This window comes from Alphaproteobacteria bacterium, from assembly GCA_037200005.1.
In the GTDB taxonomy this organism is placed as follows: domain Bacteria; phylum Pseudomonadota; class Alphaproteobacteria; order UBA9219; family RFNS01; genus JBBCGY01.
Genome location: JBBCGY010000001.1, coordinates 1,169,880 through 1,188,456 on the forward strand (window position 1 = coordinate 1,169,880; position 18,577 = coordinate 1,188,456).

Annotated in this window: 21 protein-coding genes, 3 tRNA genes and 2 pseudogenes; 10 read left to right on the forward strand and 16 right to left on the reverse strand. The window is 58.9% G+C overall.

The window, feature by feature from the left end:
• Positions 1-746 precede the first annotated feature (746 nt).
• A tRNA-Glu gene (locus WDO70_06070) sits at positions 747-822 on the reverse strand.
• 97 nt (positions 823-919) lie between these two features.
• Entirely contained in the window at positions 920-1,354 is a 435-nt protein-coding gene (locus WDO70_06075; protein ID MEJ0062765.1) for a hypothetical protein, read from the reverse strand.
• 211 nt (positions 1,355-1,565) lie between these two features.
• On the opposite strand from WDO70_06075, the gene WDO70_06080 reads away from it, so the two are divergent.
• Together WDO70_06080 and WDO70_06085 are read left to right on the forward strand one after the other, a co-directional pair.
• Positions 1,566-1,655 (forward strand) — tRNA-Ser (locus tag WDO70_06080).
• 35 nt (positions 1,656-1,690) lie between these two features.
• Positions 1,691-2,404 carry an alpha/beta fold hydrolase gene (locus tag WDO70_06085; protein ID MEJ0062766.1) on the forward strand — a complete coding sequence of 238 codons (714 nt, stop codon included), beginning with the start codon at positions 1,691-1,693 and terminating at the stop codon, positions 2,402-2,404.
• 2 nt (positions 2,405-2,406) lie between these two features.
• On the opposite strand, the gene WDO70_06090 is transcribed toward WDO70_06085, so the two are convergent.
• Positions 2,407-2,826: a VOC family protein gene (locus tag WDO70_06090; protein MEJ0062767.1), complete on the reverse strand. Its 420-nt coding sequence runs from the start codon at positions 2,824-2,826 to the stop codon at positions 2,407-2,409.
• Positions 2,827-3,026: 200 nt separating this feature from the next.
• Here WDO70_06090 and WDO70_06095 point away from each other — a divergent pair, with 200 nt between their 5' ends.
• From WDO70_06095 to WDO70_06110, 4 genes are all read left to right on the forward strand, one after another.
• Positions 3,027-3,872, forward strand: a complete 846-nt coding sequence (locus WDO70_06095) for a transporter substrate-binding domain-containing protein (GenBank protein MEJ0062768.1) — start codon at positions 3,027-3,029, stop codon at positions 3,870-3,872.
• A complete protein-coding gene (locus tag WDO70_06100; protein MEJ0062769.1) occupies positions 3,873-4,529 on the forward strand; it encodes a site-2 protease family protein in 657 nt (218 codons plus the stop codon).
• Between the two features lie 86 nt (positions 4,530-4,615).
• Positions 4,616-4,939 (forward strand): DUF4389 domain-containing protein, encoded by a 324-nt coding sequence (locus WDO70_06105; GenBank protein ID MEJ0062770.1) that lies wholly within the window; start codon positions 4,616-4,618, stop codon positions 4,937-4,939.
• A 16-nt stretch (positions 4,940-4,955) separates the two neighbouring features.
• Positions 4,956-6,014 carry an OmpA family protein gene (locus WDO70_06110; GenBank protein MEJ0062771.1) on the forward strand — a complete coding sequence of 353 codons (1,059 nt, stop codon included), beginning with the start codon at positions 4,956-4,958 and terminating at the stop codon, positions 6,012-6,014.
• Here WDO70_06110 and WDO70_06115 read toward each other — a convergent pair.
• Positions 5,981-6,505 (reverse strand): alpha/beta hydrolase, encoded by a 525-nt coding sequence (locus WDO70_06115; GenBank protein MEJ0062772.1) that lies wholly within the window; start codon positions 6,503-6,505, stop codon positions 5,981-5,983. The two genes, WDO70_06110 and WDO70_06115, sit on opposite strands and share 34 nt — an antisense overlap.
• A gap of 269 nt (positions 6,506-6,774) precedes the next feature.
• Here WDO70_06115 and WDO70_06120 point away from each other — a divergent pair.
• A pseudogene (locus WDO70_06120) lies at positions 6,775-7,864 on the forward strand (DEAD/DEAH box helicase).
• 307 nt (positions 7,865-8,171) lie between these two features.
• Here WDO70_06120 and WDO70_06125 read toward each other — a convergent pair.
• The 12 genes and pseudogenes from WDO70_06125 to WDO70_06180 all read right to left on the reverse strand — a co-directional run bounded on the left by WDO70_06125 (position 8,172) and on the right by WDO70_06180 (position 16,404).
• Positions 8,172-9,230: a ribonuclease E/G gene (locus WDO70_06125; protein ID MEJ0062773.1), complete on the reverse strand. Its 1,059-nt coding sequence runs from the start codon at positions 9,228-9,230 to the stop codon at positions 8,172-8,174.
• The gene (locus WDO70_06130) at positions 9,227-9,799 is read right to left on the reverse strand and encodes a nucleoside triphosphate pyrophosphatase (protein ID MEJ0062774.1); all 573 of its coding nucleotides are present in this window, start codon (positions 9,797-9,799) and stop codon (positions 9,227-9,229) included. The genes WDO70_06125 and WDO70_06130 overlap by 4 nt, the downstream gene beginning before the upstream one ends.
• 304 nt (positions 9,800-10,103) lie before the next feature.
• On the reverse strand, positions 10,104-10,322 hold the full coding sequence (gene infA, locus WDO70_06135; GenBank protein ID MEJ0062775.1) for a translation initiation factor IF-1: 219 nt from the start codon (positions 10,320-10,322) through the stop codon (positions 10,104-10,106).
• Between the two features lie 60 nt (positions 10,323-10,382).
• Entirely contained in the window at positions 10,383-10,871 is a 489-nt protein-coding gene (locus tag WDO70_06140) for a UPF0262 family protein (protein ID MEJ0062776.1), read from the reverse strand.
• Positions 10,871-12,176 (reverse strand): annotated as a pseudogene (gene hisD, locus WDO70_06145) (histidinol dehydrogenase). The gene WDO70_06140 and the pseudogene hisD overlap by 1 nt, the downstream one beginning before the upstream one ends.
• Positions 12,157-12,825, reverse strand: coding sequence for an ATP phosphoribosyltransferase (gene hisG, locus WDO70_06150; protein MEJ0062777.1), 669 nt, complete (start codon positions 12,823-12,825; stop codon positions 12,157-12,159). Before hisG ends, hisD begins: the two are co-directional and overlap by 20 nt.
• Positions 12,822-13,271, reverse strand: coding sequence for a DUF2948 family protein (locus WDO70_06155; GenBank protein MEJ0062778.1), 450 nt, complete (start codon positions 13,269-13,271; stop codon positions 12,822-12,824). The genes hisG and WDO70_06155 overlap by 4 nt, the downstream gene beginning before the upstream one ends.
• The gene (gene murA / locus WDO70_06160; protein MEJ0062779.1) at positions 13,268-14,554 is read right to left on the reverse strand and encodes a UDP-N-acetylglucosamine 1-carboxyvinyltransferase; all 1,287 of its coding nucleotides are present in this window, start codon (positions 14,552-14,554) and stop codon (positions 13,268-13,270) included. The genes WDO70_06155 and murA overlap by 4 nt, the downstream gene beginning before the upstream one ends.
• Positions 14,555-14,557: 3 nt before the next feature.
• Positions 14,558-14,776 (reverse strand): tautomerase family protein, encoded by a 219-nt coding sequence (locus WDO70_06165; protein ID MEJ0062780.1) that lies wholly within the window; start codon positions 14,774-14,776, stop codon positions 14,558-14,560.
• A gap of 89 nt (positions 14,777-14,865) precedes the next feature.
• Positions 14,866-15,636: a hypothetical protein gene (locus WDO70_06170; protein MEJ0062781.1), complete on the reverse strand. Its 771-nt coding sequence runs from the start codon at positions 15,634-15,636 to the stop codon at positions 14,866-14,868.
• 64 nt (positions 15,637-15,700) lie between these two features.
• A complete protein-coding gene (gene dcd / locus WDO70_06175; protein MEJ0062782.1) occupies positions 15,701-16,255 on the reverse strand; it encodes a dCTP deaminase in 555 nt (184 codons plus the stop codon).
• Complete coding sequence (locus WDO70_06180; protein MEJ0062783.1) at positions 16,246-16,404, reverse strand: hypothetical protein; 159 nt, start codon at positions 16,402-16,404, stop codon at positions 16,246-16,248. Before WDO70_06180 ends, dcd begins: the two co-directional genes overlap by 10 nt.
• A gap of 61 nt (positions 16,405-16,465) precedes the next feature.
• Between WDO70_06180 and WDO70_06185 the strand changes: the two genes are divergently transcribed.
• The 3 genes from WDO70_06185 to WDO70_06195 all read left to right on the forward strand — a co-directional run bounded on the left by WDO70_06185 (position 16,466) and on the right by WDO70_06195 (position 18,577).
• On the forward strand, positions 16,466-17,131 hold the full coding sequence (locus tag WDO70_06185) for a M15 family metallopeptidase (GenBank protein ID MEJ0062784.1): 666 nt from the start codon (positions 16,466-16,468) through the stop codon (positions 17,129-17,131).
• A 58-nt stretch (positions 17,132-17,189) separates the two neighbouring features.
• Positions 17,190-17,264, forward strand: a tRNA-Thr gene (locus WDO70_06190).
• Between the two features lie 335 nt (positions 17,265-17,599).
• Positions 17,600-18,577: a hypothetical protein gene (locus WDO70_06195; GenBank protein ID MEJ0062785.1), complete on the forward strand. Its 978-nt coding sequence runs from the start codon at positions 17,600-17,602 to the stop codon at positions 18,575-18,577.

An 18,577-nucleotide genomic window follows, 5' to 3' on the forward strand; every position in this document is an offset into this window, starting at 1 on the left:
ACAAGGAATATCCTCATAGCTATGCGCCCCTGGTCGAATGGAGCGTTTACCGGGCCTGCCAGCAGCGCAAACGCAGCGCGGGCATGCCGCAGAAAGAAATCCGCAAGACCCGGCACCCCTTCCTGCTACGCGGCTTGATCACCTGCGCCGTGTCCGGGCGTAAAGTGACCTGCGCTCTGCAAAAAAAGCGGTATGTCTATCTGATGAGCCGTGACCCGGCCAACAAGGACAAAATCATGTGGGTAAAGGAGGACGGGGTTGTTAAGCAGCTTCGGGACGTTCTACAATCCTTTAAGCTACCAGACGAACTGCTCGCGGAAATGACCGACTATATCAAGCGCATCCATGAAGCCGAGAAAGACCATCACCGCGCCCGGATCAAAGAGCTACGGACCGAGCATGAGGGACTTACGGTCAAAAGCAATCGCCTGTCCGATTTGCTCGTTGACGGGCATATCGAGACCGATCTGTATAAGGCCAAGAATCAGGAACTAGCCCGGCGCAGGCAGGAGTTGGCTTTCATTCTCAAGGACAGCGATCAGGCCGATGACAAATTCAAGGATGCCATGTGCGACATCATCGGCTTGGTCGGAAAAAGCTATGATTTGTTCGAGAGTTCTAAAACAGATCAAAAGCGCCAACTGCTCGGATTCGTGTTTTCGAACCTGAAATTGGAAGGGCCAACCCTAAGATATACCTTGAGAAAACCCTTCGATGTGTTCTCTCAACTGCCTCATAATCCCGAATGGCGTCCCCTACGGGATTTGAACCCGTGTTACCGCCGTGAGAGGGCGATGTCCTGGGCCACTAGACGAAGGGGACTAATAGCGGTCTCGGAAGCTCTCGGCATTAGCCTTTCGGGCATGAAGAAGCAAGCTTGATATTGGCGACCACCGCTCATTGGCAATGGCGGGAATATTCATGACCCCAGTTCCCGCAGCACTTTTGCCCATACTTCTTTCAGCGTCTCGGACAGCTCGCGCAAGCTCTTGTATCCTCCCGCGAACAGCACGATCATCCATGGCAGCGCCGACAGCAGCAAGATCACGGCCACGGTTTTGCGCCAGCCATCATGTTCCAGGCGCTCTTGGGCGACGATGATGACCGAGCGCTGAACGCCGGCCAGCGGCTCGCCGTTCTTCAGCATTTGCAGCAGCTCGTAGGGCGTGCAGACCGGTTTCAGCCCCGAGTTTTGGCTTACGCCCATATCGGCGCTATAGGCGAACATATTGCGGCAGCTATTTTGAATATCGGCGAGCTTGCGGTCGGCTTCGTGGGTGCCGGTACTGTGGTAAATCGTCAGTCCGGCAGCGAACAGCGCCCCGGCAAAAAGGATCCTGGTTTCTTTCCGCACGTTTCCGCCCCCCTTTCTTTTGCGTCTTTTTTCTTCTTCGGCAACACTATAAATATGCCCATCCTTATTGACAACATCGCCGTGAAAACCCTTCAACCCGCATTGGCTGCGCGTAATACTTATCTATAAATGCATGGAAGGGTCGATTTGGGAGCCGGTGACGATTTTTCTTCACGGCAATGGCTTGTAACTGTATGATTTTGCTGCGCGCGGATGGGTGGTCGAGTGGTTTATGGCTCCGGTCTTGAAAACCGGCGTGCCCGCAAGGGTACCGTGAGTTCGAATCTCACCCCATCCGCCAAAATTCATCGCATAAGCCACTATGGAGAACGCCTAATGAGCGCAAATGTTCGGCATGGTTTTTTCGACGCTCAGGGGGAGAGGCTGGGCTTTTCGGAATTCACCCCGGCCAGCAAGCCCGCTCACACAAAATTTTTATCGCTGCATGGCGCGGGCAAGGCCGTGCGCCAAAGAGTCTTCTATCTGACGGACGATCTCATCGAGGCGGGCCTGGGCTTCTTTTGTTTCGACTTCTCCGGCCATGGCGAGAGCAGCGGCGCCATGGCGGCATCGACATTGGAGAAGCGGCGCAACGAGGCGCTCGCCGCCTATCATTTCATGGGCCCGCCTGCGCCGACCATTTTGTCCGGCAACAGCATGGGCGGGTATATCGCCGCCGAACTGATCAAGGATGCGCCGATCGACCATCTCATTCTGTTCTGCCCGGCGCTCTATGCCGCTTCGGCTTATGACGTGCCGTTCGACGAGCGGTTCACTGAAATATTGCGGACGCCGGATAGTTTTGAAAATAACCGCGTCCTCGACCATGCCTCAAAATTTTCCGGCAGCGTTCTACTGATTATCGGCGAGAATGACAGCGTCATTCCGGACCGCGTGATGAAGCTTTATGACGCCGCTTTCGTGAACGCGAAGAAAAAGGAATTCGCCGTCGTGCCGGACGCGGGACACCAAATCCATGTCTGGGCCGCCGAAGATAAAGCGAGGACCAAAAGCATGACGCGCCGGTTGCTGGATTTTATCGCGGCTTAAGTCTAGCCGAATTCCGGCGGCATGATAATCATCCAGCCGACGCCGAAACGGTCGGTCAGCATGCCGAAGCAGGGCGACCAGAATGTCTTGTTCAGCGGCATCTGCACCTGGCCGCCATCCGACAGCGACGCGAATACGCTGGCCGCCTCGGCCTCCGTCGCGACGGACAGGGAAAGCGAGAACCCGCTAAATCCCGCGCCTTCGCCGCACCCGTCGGAAGCCATGACCGTCGTCCCCCGGATGCGGAAAGAGGAATGCATGACCTTACTCTCGAACCCCGGCTGCAACATGCCGGGCGGAGGAGGCTCGGGGCTCTCGTCGAACCGCATGATCATGTCCACTTGAGCGCCCAGCGCCGACTGGTAAAATTCGAGCGCCTCTTCGCAACGGCCTCCAAAAAATAGGTAGGGCTGTATCGCCATGGATATCCCCTTCTTCGCCTCGTTCATGATTTCTCCTCAGGGCTGCAAAACGATCCGGATCATAGGCCGGCAAAGATAGCTATGATATAAGAAAGTGCGGGCCCGAAGATCAAGAAGCGTCGCGGGCCCCTTGCATTAAGCGGCAGCCTTCCTCAAAATGGCGGCGGATATTTCACCGATAAAAACGCGAGGGCCTTGCCATGACGAACATTCTCAAAGCGATCGTCGTTTTTTCCCTTTTGTGTTTTCTCGCGCCCTCCGCCCGCGCCGAAGAATCCGTCTTCGACCGGGTGATGCGAACCCGCGCGATCAATTGCGGTTATGCGGTATGGGCGCCGTATCTGCTCAAGGACGCGAATACCGGAAAAATGTCCGGCATCAATTACGACATCATGGAGGCCATCGGAAAAAATCTCGGCATCAAGGTCAATTGGAACATGGAGGTCGGCATCGGAGAAGTCGGCGTGGCCCTGGACTCCCATAAATTCGACGTGATGTGCCTGACCATCTGGCCGTCGCCGGGACGCTATACCGGCATGACCTTCACCACCCGCCCCGAATTCTACAGCGCCGTCTACGCCGTCGCGCGCGCCGACGACACGCGCTTCGACAAAGACCTGAACGCGGCGAATAATAAAGACATCAAGGCCACCGGCATCGAGGGCGATTTCGGCATGGACCTCGCCAAGGAAAAACTGCCCGACGCGACGCCCGCTTTCATGCCGGCTATCACGTCGGCGGCGGAATTGATGATGCAGCTCACGACCAAGAAAGCGGACATCACCTTCGCCGACAAGGGCGGCGTCAACGATTTCAATAAAACCAAGCCTCCCGCCCAGCAGCTCCGCATCCTCGAAAACCTCGGTCCGGCGCGGGTCTATGGCGAGCATCTCGCGGTCAAGCGCGGCGAATTCCAGCTAAGGGACGTGCTGGATGTCGCGATGCTGCAGCTGGTCAATGACGGCCTGCTCGAAAGCATCGTCCAGCGCTACGCCGCCGAATACAAAGCGGATATCTATCCGTCGAAAAAGGACATACAGAAATAGATGGATTCAATCGACCCAGACCTTCTTCTGCAAGTCTGTATCTGGCTGGTGCCGGGCATCACGGCGATCATCTTTCATGAATACGCCCATGGCTGGATGGCGGACGGCCTCGGCGATCCGACGGCCCGCGCCGCCGGACGCCTGAGCCTCAACCCCGTCAGGCATATCGATCCGGTCGGCACGCTGCTTATTCCCGCCATCCTGCTGCTGGCGAGCGTCCCGTTCCTGTTCGGCTGGGCCAAGCCCGTGCCGGTCAATTTCCAGAACCTCAAGGGAGGACGCATGGGCGTCATTCTCGTGGCCGTGGCAGGGCCGCTGGCCAATCTCGTGATGCTGTGCTTTTGGCTGGTTGCGGCCCTTTATATCGGCGGCCCCGGATTGGAAAACGAAGACCATCCGATATTGCTGCAGATGGCCATAGGGGGCATGGCGATCAATCTTGTGCTGATGGTCTTCAATCTCATTCCCTTTCCGCCGCTCGACGGCGGCCGGATATTGGGCGCGATGCTGCCTCGAGCCCTTGCACGGATATATATGAAACTGGAGCCATTCGGCCTCCTCGTGGTGCTTGTCCTGGTCGCGACGGGCGCTTTTGAGCGCGTGATGGCCCCCCTGCTGAATTCCTTTTTCCTTTTCTTTTTTGGCGACCGGCTATAACCGCCGCCAGGACTTATTCTCTTGCCAAACCCCCAAAAATTTGTTGGATTCAACGCGCCCTCTCCCCCCATGCCCAAAGGCATCCCATGTCCCAGATCACCGAAGAAGAACTAAAGCGCAATGTTTCCGACAAGGATACGTGGCTGCGGCTGCTTTATATGATCATTTTCGGCGTCGCCTTCTATTTCGGCTCCATATTGCTGTTCGTCATCGCCTGGGTGCAATTCCTGGCGAAGCTGTTTTCCGGCAAGGTTATCGACGGACTGCTCAATTTCGGCATTAACCTCGCGATCTATCTTGGTCAAATCGCTCAATATTTGTCCTATGCCACCAATGACAAGCCGTTTCCCTTCGGCCCCTTCCCGCAGCAAGTGGTGGTGCCGACCATCGAAGCCGACAAGCCCTTATAGCCCCAGGTATTCTCCTATGAACGCTTTGACGCGCGCGCTCCTGGTTCTCGCCATGATCGCCATGCCTTCCGTTGCGGCATGGGCGGAAGAACCCGCGGCGGACATCGCCCTGCCCTTCGATTTGTTCAAATTCGAGCCGGCAAAGCTATACGCCAAGAAAGCCGACAGTTTTGCCAAGCTCGATTTGGGCGGAGACAACAAACCCACCGGCAAGCTCCTCACGCTGGTCTATAGCGTGGCGGGCGAGCATACGCCTTTGGAAATCGTCGAGAATTATAAGGAAAATCTGACCGGCCAGGGCTTTTCGGTGAGCAAGGACAACGACCGCTTCCTGCCGGGCAGCTTTTGCGGCAATGAACTGCCGAACACCTGCCCCGAGGTCGGCAACGACCTTCAATCGCCCTTCCATCTTCTAGATATGAAGAAGACCGACGAGTCGGGCGATACTTACGTACGGCTCGTCGCCGCGCAGACCAGAAAAGATTTTAAGGGCCACCCTCTGCTGTCGGGCAAGAAGCTGCCGGATATGATTCTTGCCGCCGGCGACAATATTATCCTGATCCGCATCCTGACGCCGAAAAAGCTCGAAAATAAAATGGTGAAGGAAAACATCAACTACATCCTCGATCAGCTTAAGGCCAAAGGAAAAGTCGATCTCTATGGCGTCTATTTCGATGTCGACAAAACCGACATCAAGCCGGAAAGCCAGGATGTGATGAAGTCGATCGTCAAAGTGCTGCAACAGGATGCGGCGCTTCGGCTTCAAATCGGCGGCCATACCGACAATACCGGCAGCCCCGATCATAACCTCGCGCTGTCGCAAGGCCGCGCCGAGGCCGTCGTGAACGCGCTGAAAGCGGGAAGGCATAGCTGCCGAGCGCCTGACCGCCAAGGGCTTCGGCTCATCGCAGCCCGTCGCCAGCAACGATACCGGCGAAGGCCGTGCCAAGAATCGCCGGGTCGAACTCGCCAAGCAATCCTAAGTCAGCTAGGCCATCTCAAGCCATTCCCGCAGCAAGGCCGTCGTTATTTTCCGGCTGCTCAAGCGGCGGCAAATGCCCGCATTGTTCGATAATCTCCAGCCGCGCCTTCGGAATGAGCGAAGCGGTTTCCTGGGCAACCGGGCAGAGGAAAAAGCTGATCCTGAGCTCCGGCGATGATAAGCGTGGGACAGGAAATCAGCCGCAAATGCGGGCGACTGTCGATGCGGTGCATCATCGCCGTCTGTTGCCTTTCGAAACCCTGAGGGCCAACACGCGCGGCCATATCCAGGATAGGCTGTGTCACTGCCGGATTATTCAAATGGTCGGGATGCAGCAGAAGCGGCAGAAGGCGCGGCGTCACGCCTTTGAACTTTCCACTGCGCGCGAGCTGTAACAAGGCAAGACGCCTCTGCCTTTGCTCCGGCGTATCGGCATGAGCCGGGCTGCCCATGGTCACAAGACGGGTAACACGTTCCGGCGCCAGACGCATGATTTCATATGCGACATAGCCGCCCATCGACAGGCCCCCCAGCGCAAACCGGGCGGGGGCCTTGGTCAAAACATGGGATGCCAGATCACGCATATTGTCATGATGCGACAAGTCGGGAACATAGATATGCGCTTGATCAGGTCTTCCTCCTGGCGCCGCCACAATTCGGCGTCGCATAGCAGCCCCGGAAGCAGGATAAGCGCGGTCATGAAACAGCCTTAAAGGGTTCAAAACCCAACGAAAGTGATATTTTGCTTGCTTTTTCAGCTATATTCTGCGCTATATCGCGCAAATATGAGAATGGGACAAGTGACAAACGACAATCAAGTGACAAACGATATTCCGCCGATACTGCGGCGACGATCGAGGAAGATTTTACCGCTCTGGGGTTAAACCCCGATATTGTGCGGGCCGTCATCGAAAAAGGTTATACCACGGCGACGCCGATCCAGGCGCAAGCGATCCCCTATATCCTGATGGGGCGCGACGTGCTCGGCTGCGCCCAGACCGGAACCGGCAAGACCGCCAGCTTTACGCTGCCGATGATCGAGATTCTGGCGAATGGCCGGGCCAAGGCGCGGATGCCGCGCTCGCTGGTGCTGGCCCCGACGCGGGAACTCGCGGCGCAGGTCGCGGATAATTTCGTCACCTACGGCAAATATCACAAGCTGAACATGGCGCTGCTGATCGGCGGCGAGACCATGGATGAGCAAGTGCGCAAACTCGACCGCGGCGTCGATGTCGTCATCGCCACGCCGGGACGCATGCTCGACCTGCACGGACGCGGCAAAGTCCTCTTGAGCGATATCAAAATTCTGGTGATCGACGAAGCCGACCGCATGCTCGACATGGGATTTATTCCCGACGTCGAGAGAGATCGTCGCGCTGCTGCCGAAAATCCGCCAGACGCTGTTCTTCTCCGCGACGCTCGCGCCCGAAGTCAAAAAACTCGCCGCCAAGTTCCTCAGCAATCCCAAGGAAGTCGCCGTAGCGCCCTCCGTCACGACGGCGGCGACGGTGACGCAGCATCTCGTCATGACCGACGAGAAGCGCAAGCGCGACGTGCTGCGCGACCTTCTGCGGCAAGAAGAAATGCAGAATGCCTTCATATTCTGTAACCGCAAGCGCGACGTGGCGCTGCTTTTCACCTCGCTTAAAAAGCTAGGCTTCAATGTCGGCGCGCTGCATGGCGACATGGTGCAAAGCAAGCGCACCGAAACGCTCGATGCCTTCAAGCGCGGCGAAATCAGCATCCTGGTCTGCAGCGACGTGGCCGCGCGCGGCCTCGACATCAGCGGCATGAGCCATGTGTTCAATTTCGACGTGCCGTTCCACGCCGAAGATTATGTGCATCGCATCGGACGCACCGGACGCGCCGGAAAATCCGGCATCGCCTATACGCTCGCGACGGAAGACGATGCGAAATCAATCGCCGCCATCGAAAAGCTGATCAAGAACCCTTTGCAAATCATGCGTGCCGGCGCCACTGCCGCCGCGCCTACGGCTGCATCTGAGAAATCCGTAACCGCCCCGTCGGAGCCGCACGCGCAAGCAAGCCCCGCCGAATCCCGGGCCCGCCGAACGCCGCCGCGAGCGGCCTGCGCCGCGCCATCGCGCCACTCCTTCCCGCGAACCGCGCGAAGACATAGCGGCGCCGGTCGCCGCTGCCCCCGCCGTGCCTGCTTCCGAATCTCATGCTCCCACGCAGCACGGCTTCGGCGATCACCTGCCTGCCTTCATGCGCCGGGCTTAATTTCTCTCAATCAAATCCGTGATGCTCGATCCGCGCCGCTTGCGGGTCATTTCGATCAGTCCCAGCTTGCTGATGCCGAAGATTTCGACTCCGGCAGGATCGTCGGCAACCGCGTCGCGCAGGCATGTCAGTAATTTCTGCCGCTCCAGCTGCGTCCGCAGCGAGATGAAATCCGCGACGATGATGCCGCCGATATTGCGCAGCCGCATCTGCCGCGCAAACTCTCGCGCTGCCAGGATATTCACCTGCGCATGATTTTGCGCCCCCTCCGGCATCGACATCCACGGCCCAGAAGGCCGAGGCTGGCTCCATAATCAGCCGCGCGCCGTTCGGCAAAGCGACCGCGCTCGCGGTTATTCCTTGCAACAATCCGTCGAGATCAAGACCGCTATCGCCGTGTCGCACGGTCTCGGCCAAGTCCGGCGCAAAGTCCTTCAGCCATGCGCGCAGCGTTTTTTCCAGTGCCGCGTCATGGCAGACGATCTCCGCCAGCGCCACGCCATGATCCACGACGGCGCGCTGCCACGAGGGCTGCATGAGCAAAACTTCCGGACGGTCGGCGGCGGCCTTGACCGGCTCGGCCAGCCGCAACAGATATTCAGCCTCATGGCGGATGAGTTCCGCGGATGCCTCTGCGGCATGACGCCGGATAATCCATCCGCCGGGCAAATCCTTGGGGAAAGCCACTGCCGCGCCGCCGCGCCGCGACTGCGAGACTTTCTTGCCGAATGGCAAGTGAACCAGAAACCTGCCGGACAGCGCCACGTCGCCGGTCAATTGCGGCTGCTTGCCTTGCCGGGCGTCCGATTTAATCTGCAAAGTCGCCCAATCGCCTGTGTGCGTATTGGGCCTGGCATCCGCCCAATAGCCTTCCTGCTCTTTCCCCCACGTCACGATGGCCGCTTTCTGCCCCGGCAGCAGGCGCGTCACCTTGGCGCGAACAATCGCCCCGGTCAGATCGGGCGCGGCGGATTTTCCGGCATAGAAATCCGTAACGATATTTTTATTCTGGATGGCCGCGCATAGCAGATCGTCATGATGCGCGATGACCAGTCGCCGCGTCATGCCCCTGCCCCGCGCAGCAATTGCGCCGTCGCGTAAAGATCGAGGCCGACGATATTGCTGTAAGACCCGGATATGAACGCGATCAATGCCGCCGCTTGCCCTTGAATGGCATAGCCGCCCGCCTTGCCGATGCCCTCGCCGCTGGCGGCATAGGCGTCGATTTCATCCCGCGTCATGGTTTTGAATTTCACGACGCTCTGAATCAAGCGCGTCCGCGCCTTGCCGTCCGGCGTCACCAGGCATATGCCGCCATAAACGCGATGCCTGCGGCTCGACATAAGCTTGAGGCAGGCGCGCACGTCGTCAGGCGTTTCCGCTTTCGGCAAAATGCGGCGGCCGCAGGCCACGGCGGTATCGGCGGCGAGAATATGTTTTCCCGGATGCGCTTCAGAAACTTTTCGCGCTTTGGCCTCGGCGAGGCGCTGCACATGCTCGCTCGGCAATTCTGCCTTGAGCGGCGTCTCGTCCAGTTCCGCCGCGATGACGGCCGCCGGAACGACGCCAATCTGCGCCAATAATTCCAACCGGCGCGGCGATGCGGAAGCGAGGATGATGGGGGGATAGGGCATGATGCGCCTAATCATAATATCGGATAAATTCTATAATACAGAGAGCCATGAGGGCTGCAGGAACGAGCGCCCATCCTTTGTCTCTTCGGATATAAAAAATGGCATAAAGAGGCACGATTACCAATGCGACTAAATAACAAACGGCGGCAAAAGCGGTAAAATTATAATGAAGGCTATGTCTGACTCGCGAAAGATGATACCAAATCGTGTTGGCTATCATGATACCAACAAGAATCCACGCGCCGCATTTGATAGAAAGACCAAGAAAATTAAACAGACGCTTCCAGACGGGCGTCATGCATTCTCACTTATGCCTAAAGGTAATGCGGCCCTTGGACAGATCGTAAGGCGTCATTTCGACATTCACCTTATCGCCGACCAGGACACGGATGCGATTCTTGCGCATTTTGCCGGAGGTGTGCGTCAGCACTTCATGGCCGTTTTCCAGCTTTACGCGGAACATGGCGTTGGGCAGCAGTTCGGTCACGACTCCGGCGAATTCGAGAAGGTCTTCTTTCGGCATAAGATTCCTAACTGGTTCGGATGTCCGGAAAATGGCGCTAAATCGATGAAAGGTCAAGACTTACCTATTCGCCCATCCGCCCAGATGCAGCGCCGCGACGAGGGTGAACAGCCGCCGGGCGGTGCAATGATCGAGCGCGACCTTGTCCTGAAGCATCTCCCGCAGCAATTGCGCGCCTTCGTTATGAATTCCGCGCCGCCCGGCATCGAGGGTTTCGATCTTCGACGGGCCGGGAGAAGATTTCACAGCGGCGTAATAGCTCTCGCAGACCATGAAATAGGATTTTATGACGGAACGCAGCGGCTGGATTCCAAGCGTGATGCGCTCCATCTCTTCGCGCCCCTCGGCCCGCAATTCCATGACGAGGCGATGATCCTCCAGCCCCAGCACGAGATTATAAGGCGCGGGGATGCCGGCATTGACCGGCGCGAAATCGTGATCGTAAAGCAGGTCAGCAATGGCGGAAGTTATCTCCCGCTCGATGTCGGCATGGCGCTTCACCACGTTCTCGTCGCGCAGCGCGATATGCTTCAATTGCCGCACGGCCATCACGCGCCTCCGGAATTTTCAAGGCGGCGGGATATCGAAACCGCGTGAGCCTGCAGCCCTTCGGCATTCGCCAGCGTGACGGCAGCGGGGCCGATGGCGGCAAGAGCCTCCGGCGTGCAGCCGATGATCGTCGTGCGCTTCATGAAGTCCGTCATGCTCAGTCCGCCGGAAAAGCGCGCCGCGCGTCCGGTCGGCAGAATATGATTGGTTCCGGCGATGTAATCGCCGATAGCCTCCGGCGTGTGCCGCCCGAGAAAAACCGAACCCGCATGACGTATATGAGGCAGCAGGGCGTCGGGATCGTCGACGCATAATTCCGCATGCTCGGGCGCGAAACGGTTGGCAATTTGCGCGGCTTCGGCCAGATCGCGCGTGACGATCACGATACCCCCAATCGCGCCAGCTCGCGCCCGCGATATCCCGGCGCGGCAACGTCTCCAATTGCGCCTCGACAGCCGCCACGACTTTCCGCGCAAAACCGTCGTCGGGCGTGAGCAGGATCGACTGCGACGAGGCGTCATGCTCCGCCTGGGACAGCAAATCGGCGGCGATATGCCCGGGATCGTTGGCCGCGTCGGCGATGACCAGGATTTCCGAAGGCCCGGCGATCATGTCGATTCCGACCGCGCCGAAAACCTGCCGCTTGGCCTCGGCGACATAGGCGTTGCCGGGGCCGGTGATTTTATCGACCGGCGTCACGCTCGCCGTTCCGTAGGCAAGCGCGGCAATCGCCTGCGCTCCGCCGATACGGTAAATTTCACTCACGCCCGCGATATCCGCCGCCGCCAGAACCGCGGGATTGATTTGTCCCTCGGGCGCGGGCACCGCCATCGCCACGCGCGGCACCCCGGCGACGCGCGCCGGAACCGCATTCATCAGCACCGAACTCGGATAAGCCGCCAGGCCGCCCGGAACATAAATGCCTACGGAATCCACCGGCGTCCATCGCGCGCCGAGCGTCACGCCCTGCTCATCGACATAGCGGAAATCGGACGGCAGGCTGCGGCGATGGAAAGCGTCGATACGGCTGGCCGCGAGTTCGAGGGCGGCGAGCAGTTCCGCGCCGCATTGTTTTTTCGCCGCCGCGATCTCCGCCGCGCCGACGCGCAGATTGTCCGCATTCACCGGAAATTTATCGAAACGCTTCGTATATTCAAACAGCGCGAAATCGCCCCGGATGCGAACATCGCTCACAATTCCGGCGACGATATCGCGAACGTCGGCCGCAGCCTCGCGCTTGACGCCGACCAGCGCCTCGAGCCTGGCGGCGAAATCCGCGTCGGCGCTATGCAGCAGGACGGGCATGGGCGATGCCTTCAAAACGGTCGATCCAGGGGCGCAACCGCGCGCCGTCGGTCTTGAATTTGACCCGGTTGACGACCAGGCGCGACGAAACTTGCGCGATGGTTTCGGCTTCGACCATGCGATTGGCGCGAAGCGTCGCGCCGGTTGCCACCAGATCGACGATGTAATCCGCAAGGCCCAGCGTCGGCGCAAGCTCCATCGCGCCCGACAGGTTGACGCATGACGCCTGCACGCCCGCCGCCGCGTAATAAGCGCGCGTGGTCACGGGATATTTGGTGGCAACGCGCACCTGGCCGCTGCGGCGCGGATCGGGCAGATCCGCCGCATCCAATCTGCAGATCGAAAGGCGGCACAAGCCGATGCCAAGATCGAGCGGAGCATATATTTCCGTATCGTCGCTTTCATGCAGAACATCGCTGCCGCAAACGCCGAGATCGGCGCCGCCGAAGCTGACGAACATCGCCACGTCAAAGGCGCGCACGCGAATGATTTCCATATCCGGCAGATCGGTCTTGAAGCGCAATTGCCGCGCATGCGGATCGTCGAAAGCCGCCTCCGGCCTGACGCCTATTTTCCGCAGGAGCGGCTGGAATTCCTCGGCGATCCGCCCCTTGGGCACGGCGAGAACGAGTGGCCGGGAAGGCTTCATGCCGCGTCCGTGGACGGATCGTGGCGCGGGCAATTGGATGTCGGCCACGGCGCGCCGAAATCCTCCAGCCTGGCAGACCAGTCGCCCAGTTCCAACCGCAGGCAAGCGCCGCCGGCAAAGACCAGCAACATCGCCTGCCCTTCCAGGATCAGTGCCAGCAGCTCATGGATAACACTCTTGGCCGCGAGATCGATTTTCTGGCATTTGACGCCCGTGACGCCTTCGACGGTCACGGCGCAATTGATCCGCTCATAAACCGGCTTGCCGTCCTGTCCCGCTTCCGTGCGCTCCCAGCGGAAACGGCTGACGGCCATGACGAACCGGCGCTCCGCCGCCTCATAGGCGATGTCGCAGACCGGCACGATGGCGTCTTGCAAAATCGCGGAAATGATTTGCATATCTTCCGCGTCTTTGGCTTTAAGCCTGAGACAATCCGCCTTTGTCATTCCCTTACCCTCGCGATATCCGCACCACAGGCCGAAAGCTTGTCTTCGAGCCGCTCATAGCCCCGGTCGAGATGATAGACTCTGTGCAGCATGGTTTCCCCCTCCGCCGCCAGTCCCGCCAGAACCAGCGAAACCGAAGCCCGGATATCGGTCGCCATGACCGACGCGCCGCGCAATTTCTTGACCCCGCGCACCATGGCCGATCCGCCATGCACGGTAATATCGGCCCCCAGCCGCGTCAATTCCGGAACATGCATGAAGCGATTTTCGAAAATCGTCTCCGCGATGGTGGAAACGCCGTCCGCCACGCTCATCATGGCCATGAACTGCGCTTGCAGGTCCGTGGGAAAGCTGGGAAAAGGCGCGGTCATGACGTCGGCGCTGCGCAGCCCCGCGCCAGCCAAGCGCGCCCGAAGCCCTCCTTCGCACGGTTCGATGGAAACGCCGCTCTCGGCCAGCAGGCGGATGGCGGCTTGCAGATGATCGGCGCAGGCGCCCTGGAGAATAAGGTCGCCGCCCGTGATGGCCGCCGCCATGATGAATGTTCCCGCCTCGATCCTGTCGGGAATAATATCGTGCCGCGCGCCATGCAGCCGGGCTTTCCCCTTGATATGCAGGATTTCGGTGTCGATCCCGCCGATTTCCGCGCCCATGGCAACGAGGCAGCGCGCCAGGTCGCCGATTTCCGGCTCGCGGGCGGCATTGACCAGAACGGTTTCGCCGTCCGCCAGACTGGCCGCCAACAGAAGGTTTTCCGTCGCCCCCACCGAGACGACGGGAAAGACGATCTCCGCGCCACGCAAGCCCTTTGGCGCCGTGGCGCGAACGCAACTTCCCGCCAGCTCGATTTTCGCGCCCATTGCCTCCAGGCCTTTGAGGTGCAGATCGATAGGCCGCGCGCCGATGGCGTCGCCGCCGGGCAGAAAAACCGTGGCCTCGCCGCAACGCGCCAGAAGCGGCCCCAGCACGAGGATACTGGCGCGCATCTTGTGCACCAGATCATAGGGGGCGGTCGTGGTGGTGATCTTGCGCGCCGTCAGCTCCAGCATGCGCCCGGCATAGCCCTCTCCTTCCGGCGCGCCGTTAAGGCCGATGCCGACGCCATGCTGCCCCAGCAGATTGGCCATGATCGTGATATCCGCCAGATGCGGCACATTGCCGAGCGTCAGGGTTTCTTCCGTCAGCAGCGCGGCAGGCATCAAGGTCAGCGCGGCATTCTTCGCCCCGCTGATGCGGATGGTTCCCTTGAGCGGATTGCCGCCCCGAATACGCATTTTATCCATGGATTACTTTTTTCCCTTATTCATTTTCTCTTCCTTGAGAATATCCTCGAGCAATTTCCCACCCTTGGCGAAGTCGTGATCGGCGATGTCGTGCCAAAAGATTTCAACGAGTTCCGGGTCCTTGTTCAGCTCCTTGACGAAGACATCAGTGATTTCTTCCGACAGTCTGCGCTTCTGCGCCTTGGAAAGCCCGGCGCGGTGATTGATGTGAATGACGGGCATGACGGCTCTCCGGATTTACGGACGGACAGCCTTATGGATAGGCAATTTGCAGGATTTAGGGAATAGGGAAAGCGCGGCGTTCGCTAATTTTAGACAGGCGTGCAAGCGGAATTCCGCCGCATGATGCGGCCGATGTCATAAAGGCGCATCGGCTTGTCGCTCACGTCGGCGTAAAGCCATTGGCCGTCCGGAATCTGCGTCCGGCCATGCAGGACTTCATAGGCCTTAATCTGCGAATCCATCAGCGGGCCGGGATAGGCGAAAATCTGCTGGTCGAGGCTATTGGGAGACGTCAGGCGTCTTTCCAGGCTCGCCTGTTCCGTCATCAATGCATAGGTCAGGGCGTGCTCTTCGAGAATGAAAGCGATTTTATCGGGAGTCGGCTGGCGGCCCTGCCGGGCAAGATCGGCATGGACGGCGTCTTTAAAGGATGGGTCGGTATTATAGGCCTGCCGCAACCTGCCGCGCATAACCCCGAAATCGGAAACGGAGAACATCATCTGATCCCAGCCATGCAACTGATAGGCATACGGAATCACCATGGAATTTTCGCTAGCGGCCTGATCGATAAGCTGGGAAAATTTTCTCCGGTATCTCATGCTGGTGTCCAGCATGCCTCGCCATTTGAAGGCGGTCAGACTCTCATCATTGGCGTAAAGGCCTTCCGAAGTGATAATATGGGCGTCGACCTTGGGGCCGGTGACATAGTCCATGAAGTCATCAACGAAAACTTCGGCCACGGCTCCAGGCTTCTGCTGGCCTTTGATCTTCGCCATGGAAACCGGAACGAAAATCTGCGCCGCGCCAAGCCGGAATTTATCCAGCGAAACCAGACCCGCGCCTTTATCTAACTCCGGCATATCCTAACCTTCCGAAAAATATGCCGGATTTTATGACTCGGATTTACTTTCAACAAGGCTGAACTTACAGCCTCGGCAGCGTCACGCCGGTCTGGCCCATATATTTGCCGCCGCGATCCTTGTATGAAATCTCGCAGGCGCTGTCGCCCTTCAAAAACAAGAATTGGCATAAGCCCTCATTGGCATAGACGCGCGCGGGCAGCGGCGTGGTGTTGGAGATTTCCAGCGTGACATGCCCCTCCCACTCCGGCTCCAGCGGCGTGACATTGACGATCAGGCCGCAGCGCGCATAGGTCGATTTGCCCAGGCAGATGACCAACACATCCCGCGGAATGCGAAAATATTCGACGGTGCTGGCGAGCGCGAAGGAATTCGGCGGAATGACGCAGACATCGGTCTTGCGGCGAACGAAGCTTTGCTCCGAGAATTTTTTCGGATCGACGATGGCGCTGTCGACATTGGTGAAGATCATGAACTCGTCGCCGACGCGCGCGTCATAACCGTAGGACGACAGGCCGTAGGAGATCATTCCCTCGGCCCGCTGCTTCTCGACGAAAGGTTCGATCATGTTCTTGTCGCGCGCCATGGCGCGAATCCAGTGATCGGGCATTATGGACATTCGGCTTGCTCCCCTATTGTCGCTTCGGACCGCCCGCGTTCCTGGGCCTTGCGCTTGCGCAGATTATCGCGCATGGCGGCGGCCAGACGGGCTTCTTGCCGCGCCTTCGCGTTCGGCCTAGAATCGGTATTCTGTTCCACATCTTTCATACAGTTTGCTTAACGCATGAAGCCCTACCGGACAATCCCTATCAAGGAATGCGGCGACCCTATGGTTCCGATCCCGGAGGGGCCGTTTCTATTCACGACCCCTCATCCCTATGTCGCGCTGGGCGCGTCCTATGGGGGCGAAAACCCCTGGATGCTCAGGAAAAACGTCCTGGCGTCCCTGACGCAAGCGCAAGAAACGCTGGCGATCCGGAAACCGGGCTGGAAATTGAAGCTATTCGATGCCTACCGCCCCAACGATGTGCAAGCCTTTATGGTCGAATGGGAGTTCCGGCAGCATTCCGGAGGACACCCATCTTCGGACGTGCCGGAACCGGAACGTACAAGATGCTACGAGAAAACCTTCCAAATCTGGGGCATTCCCAGTGAAGACCCGAAAACACCGCCGCCGCACAGCACCGGCGCGGCTGTCGATCTGACGATTGCCGATGCCGATGGCCGGGAAATCGACATGGGATCGCCGATCGACGAGAATTCCGAGCGCTCGGTCCCCGATTATTACGCCCAAAGCAACCCAGAGGCGCACGCCAACCGCCAATTGCTCCATGACGTGATGGCCGCGCAGGGATTCCGGCGGCATCGCGTGGAATGGTGGCATTTTTCCAAGGGGGACCAGATGTGGGCCTGGCTGGGGCGCGAAGAACAGCCGGAAAACCAGGGCATGGCCATCTATGGCCGGGCGGCTCTTTTACCCGATGAAGTATCTTAGGCAAGCTGTTGCCTTTGGCTATCTTTCTGTGGCACAACGCCTTGGTCTTTTCAGATAAGCTGCCGTAGCACAGTGGTAGTGCGCATCCTTGGTAAGGATGAGGTCGGGAGTTCAATCCTCCCCGGCAGCACCACGCTTCGCCCTTACGGGCTACGCGTGGCGCAGCCACCGTAGACCGTTAGGGCGAAGCAGTGTCCGGCGAAGCTCCCCGTAGGGGAGCGAAGACGGACTGGTGAAGTAGGCGCGCCCTCGCGCTATCAGCCATTCATGCGCCCCACCCCCTACCCATTATGGTTAATGGCCTCGCCATGACGATTTCGCTGACGAAACTATATAAGTAATTGCAACTTTCTGGTCTTGACCCTATAACCAGATTCGCGCTTATAGCTTGATCGCCATATTTTGATCGAAATTGATTAGCTAAATAGCCGGATCAACAACCAATGAGATTTTTGAGGGCGTGAAGCCATGCAGCAGCTGCAACAGTTCAAATTTTACGACCTCGGCGCCAAGCTCTACGGCGTCTTCAATCTGCGTAATCACGGCCGCGTCGCCGATCTGTTCGGCCCGCTGACCGACGCGCAAAAATCGCTCGACGCGCTGATCAAGGGCGATCCCATCGAACTCAAGCTCGCCAAGGGCGAAGCCAGCAAGCTGCTGACCCAGATCAGCGCGCTGTTCGACAAATATTTCATCGACAAAACCAACCGCCAGCTGCGTTTTCCCAGCGGCGAAGAAAAAGTCGATCCGCAGGAATTGGCGCTGATCCAGCTCGCGCTGGAGAAATTTGAAAGCGCCCTTGCCGCCGAACTCAGCAGAATCGTCGTCTATCCCGCCGTGCAGCGCGGCATATACAGCTCCGTCGACCTGATCGAGAACGCGCATCTCGCGCTTCCCGAAAGCGCGCAGGCTTACGTCTCCGCGGCAGCCAAGCGCGAACTTGATTCGGCGGGCCGCGCTATCGGCTTCGAACTCGGCACGGCGGCGACGGTTCATGCGCTGAGGGCGCTCGAAACCGTCACCGTGTCCTATTACGAACTCTTTGCCGCACCGCTTACGGGCCGCAACGAGCGGAATCTGACGACCTATCTGCGCAAGCTGGCGGCGCTGGCGGACGAAGAAGATTTGAAAACCCGTCCCGATCAGCGTCTGGTCCAATTGCTCACCCAGATCAAGGACAGCTATCGCAATCCCGTCATGCATGCGGATGCCATTGTCGAAGTCGGCACGGCGGCAAGCCTGTTCGGACTGGTCACGAGCGCGATCGCGCAAATCGCCGAGCAGATCGCCGCGCACCAGGAACCTCAAGCGAAGGCGAGCAGCACGGCGGCAGCCGAATCTTCCACCGTCATCAGCCCCATGATGCCCGACGAAGCGAAGCCCGGCCTGATGGAAACCGACGACGGCGAAGACGTGTACGACTTCCGCATTTCGCAGGCGGGCTAA

Excerpts from the sequence above, each read along its gene's own strand:
- WDO70_06085 (MEJ0062766.1), top strand. The coding sequence starts at position 1,691 with ATGAGCGCAAATGTTCGGCATGGTTTTTTCGACGCTCAGGGGGAGAGG.
- WDO70_06090 (MEJ0062767.1), bottom strand. The coding sequence starts at position 2,826 with ATGGCGATACAGCCCTACCTATTTTTTGGAGGCCGTTGCGAAGAGGCG.
- WDO70_06095 (MEJ0062768.1), top strand. The coding sequence starts at position 3,027 with ATGACGAACATTCTCAAAGCGATCGTCGTTTTTTCCCTTTTGTGTTTT.
- WDO70_06100 (MEJ0062769.1), top strand. The coding sequence starts at position 3,873 with ATGGATTCAATCGACCCAGACCTTCTTCTGCAAGTCTGTATCTGGCTG.
- WDO70_06105 (MEJ0062770.1), top strand. The coding sequence starts at position 4,616 with ATGTCCCAGATCACCGAAGAAGAACTAAAGCGCAATGTTTCCGACAAG.
- WDO70_06110 (MEJ0062771.1), top strand. The coding sequence starts at position 4,956 with ATGAACGCTTTGACGCGCGCGCTCCTGGTTCTCGCCATGATCGCCATG.
- WDO70_06115 (MEJ0062772.1), bottom strand. The coding sequence starts at position 6,505 with ATGCGTGATCTGGCATCCCATGTTTTGACCAAGGCCCCCGCCCGGTTT.
- WDO70_06125 (MEJ0062773.1), bottom strand. The coding sequence starts at position 9,230 with ATGACGCGGCGACTGGTCATCGCGCATCATGACGATCTGCTATGCGCG.
- WDO70_06130 (MEJ0062774.1), bottom strand. The coding sequence starts at position 9,799 with ATGCCCTATCCCCCCATCATCCTCGCTTCCGCATCGCCGCGCCGGTTG.
- infA (MEJ0062775.1), bottom strand. The coding sequence starts at position 10,322 with ATGCCGAAAGAAGACCTTCTCGAATTCGCCGGAGTCGTGACCGAACTG.
- WDO70_06140 (MEJ0062776.1), bottom strand. The coding sequence starts at position 10,871 with ATGGCCGTGCGGCAATTGAAGCATATCGCGCTGCGCGACGAGAACGTG.
- hisG (MEJ0062777.1), bottom strand. The coding sequence starts at position 12,825 with ATGAAGCCTTCCCGGCCACTCGTTCTCGCCGTGCCCAAGGGGCGGATC.
- WDO70_06155 (MEJ0062778.1), bottom strand. The coding sequence starts at position 13,271 with ATGACAAAGGCGGATTGTCTCAGGCTTAAAGCCAAAGACGCGGAAGAT.
- murA (MEJ0062779.1), bottom strand. The coding sequence starts at position 14,554 with ATGGATAAAATGCGTATTCGGGGCGGCAATCCGCTCAAGGGAACCATC.
- WDO70_06165 (MEJ0062780.1), bottom strand. The coding sequence starts at position 14,776 with ATGCCCGTCATTCACATCAATCACCGCGCCGGGCTTTCCAAGGCGCAG.
- WDO70_06170 (MEJ0062781.1), bottom strand. The coding sequence starts at position 15,636 with ATGCCGGAGTTAGATAAAGGCGCGGGTCTGGTTTCGCTGGATAAATTC.
- dcd (MEJ0062782.1), bottom strand. The coding sequence starts at position 16,255 with ATGTCCATAATGCCCGATCACTGGATTCGCGCCATGGCGCGCGACAAG.
- WDO70_06180 (MEJ0062783.1), bottom strand. The coding sequence starts at position 16,404 with ATGAAAGATGTGGAACAGAATACCGATTCTAGGCCGAACGCGAAGGCG.
- WDO70_06185 (MEJ0062784.1), top strand. The coding sequence starts at position 16,466 with ATGGTTCCGATCCCGGAGGGGCCGTTTCTATTCACGACCCCTCATCCC.
- WDO70_06195 (MEJ0062785.1), top strand. The coding sequence starts at position 17,600 with ATGCAGCAGCTGCAACAGTTCAAATTTTACGACCTCGGCGCCAAGCTC.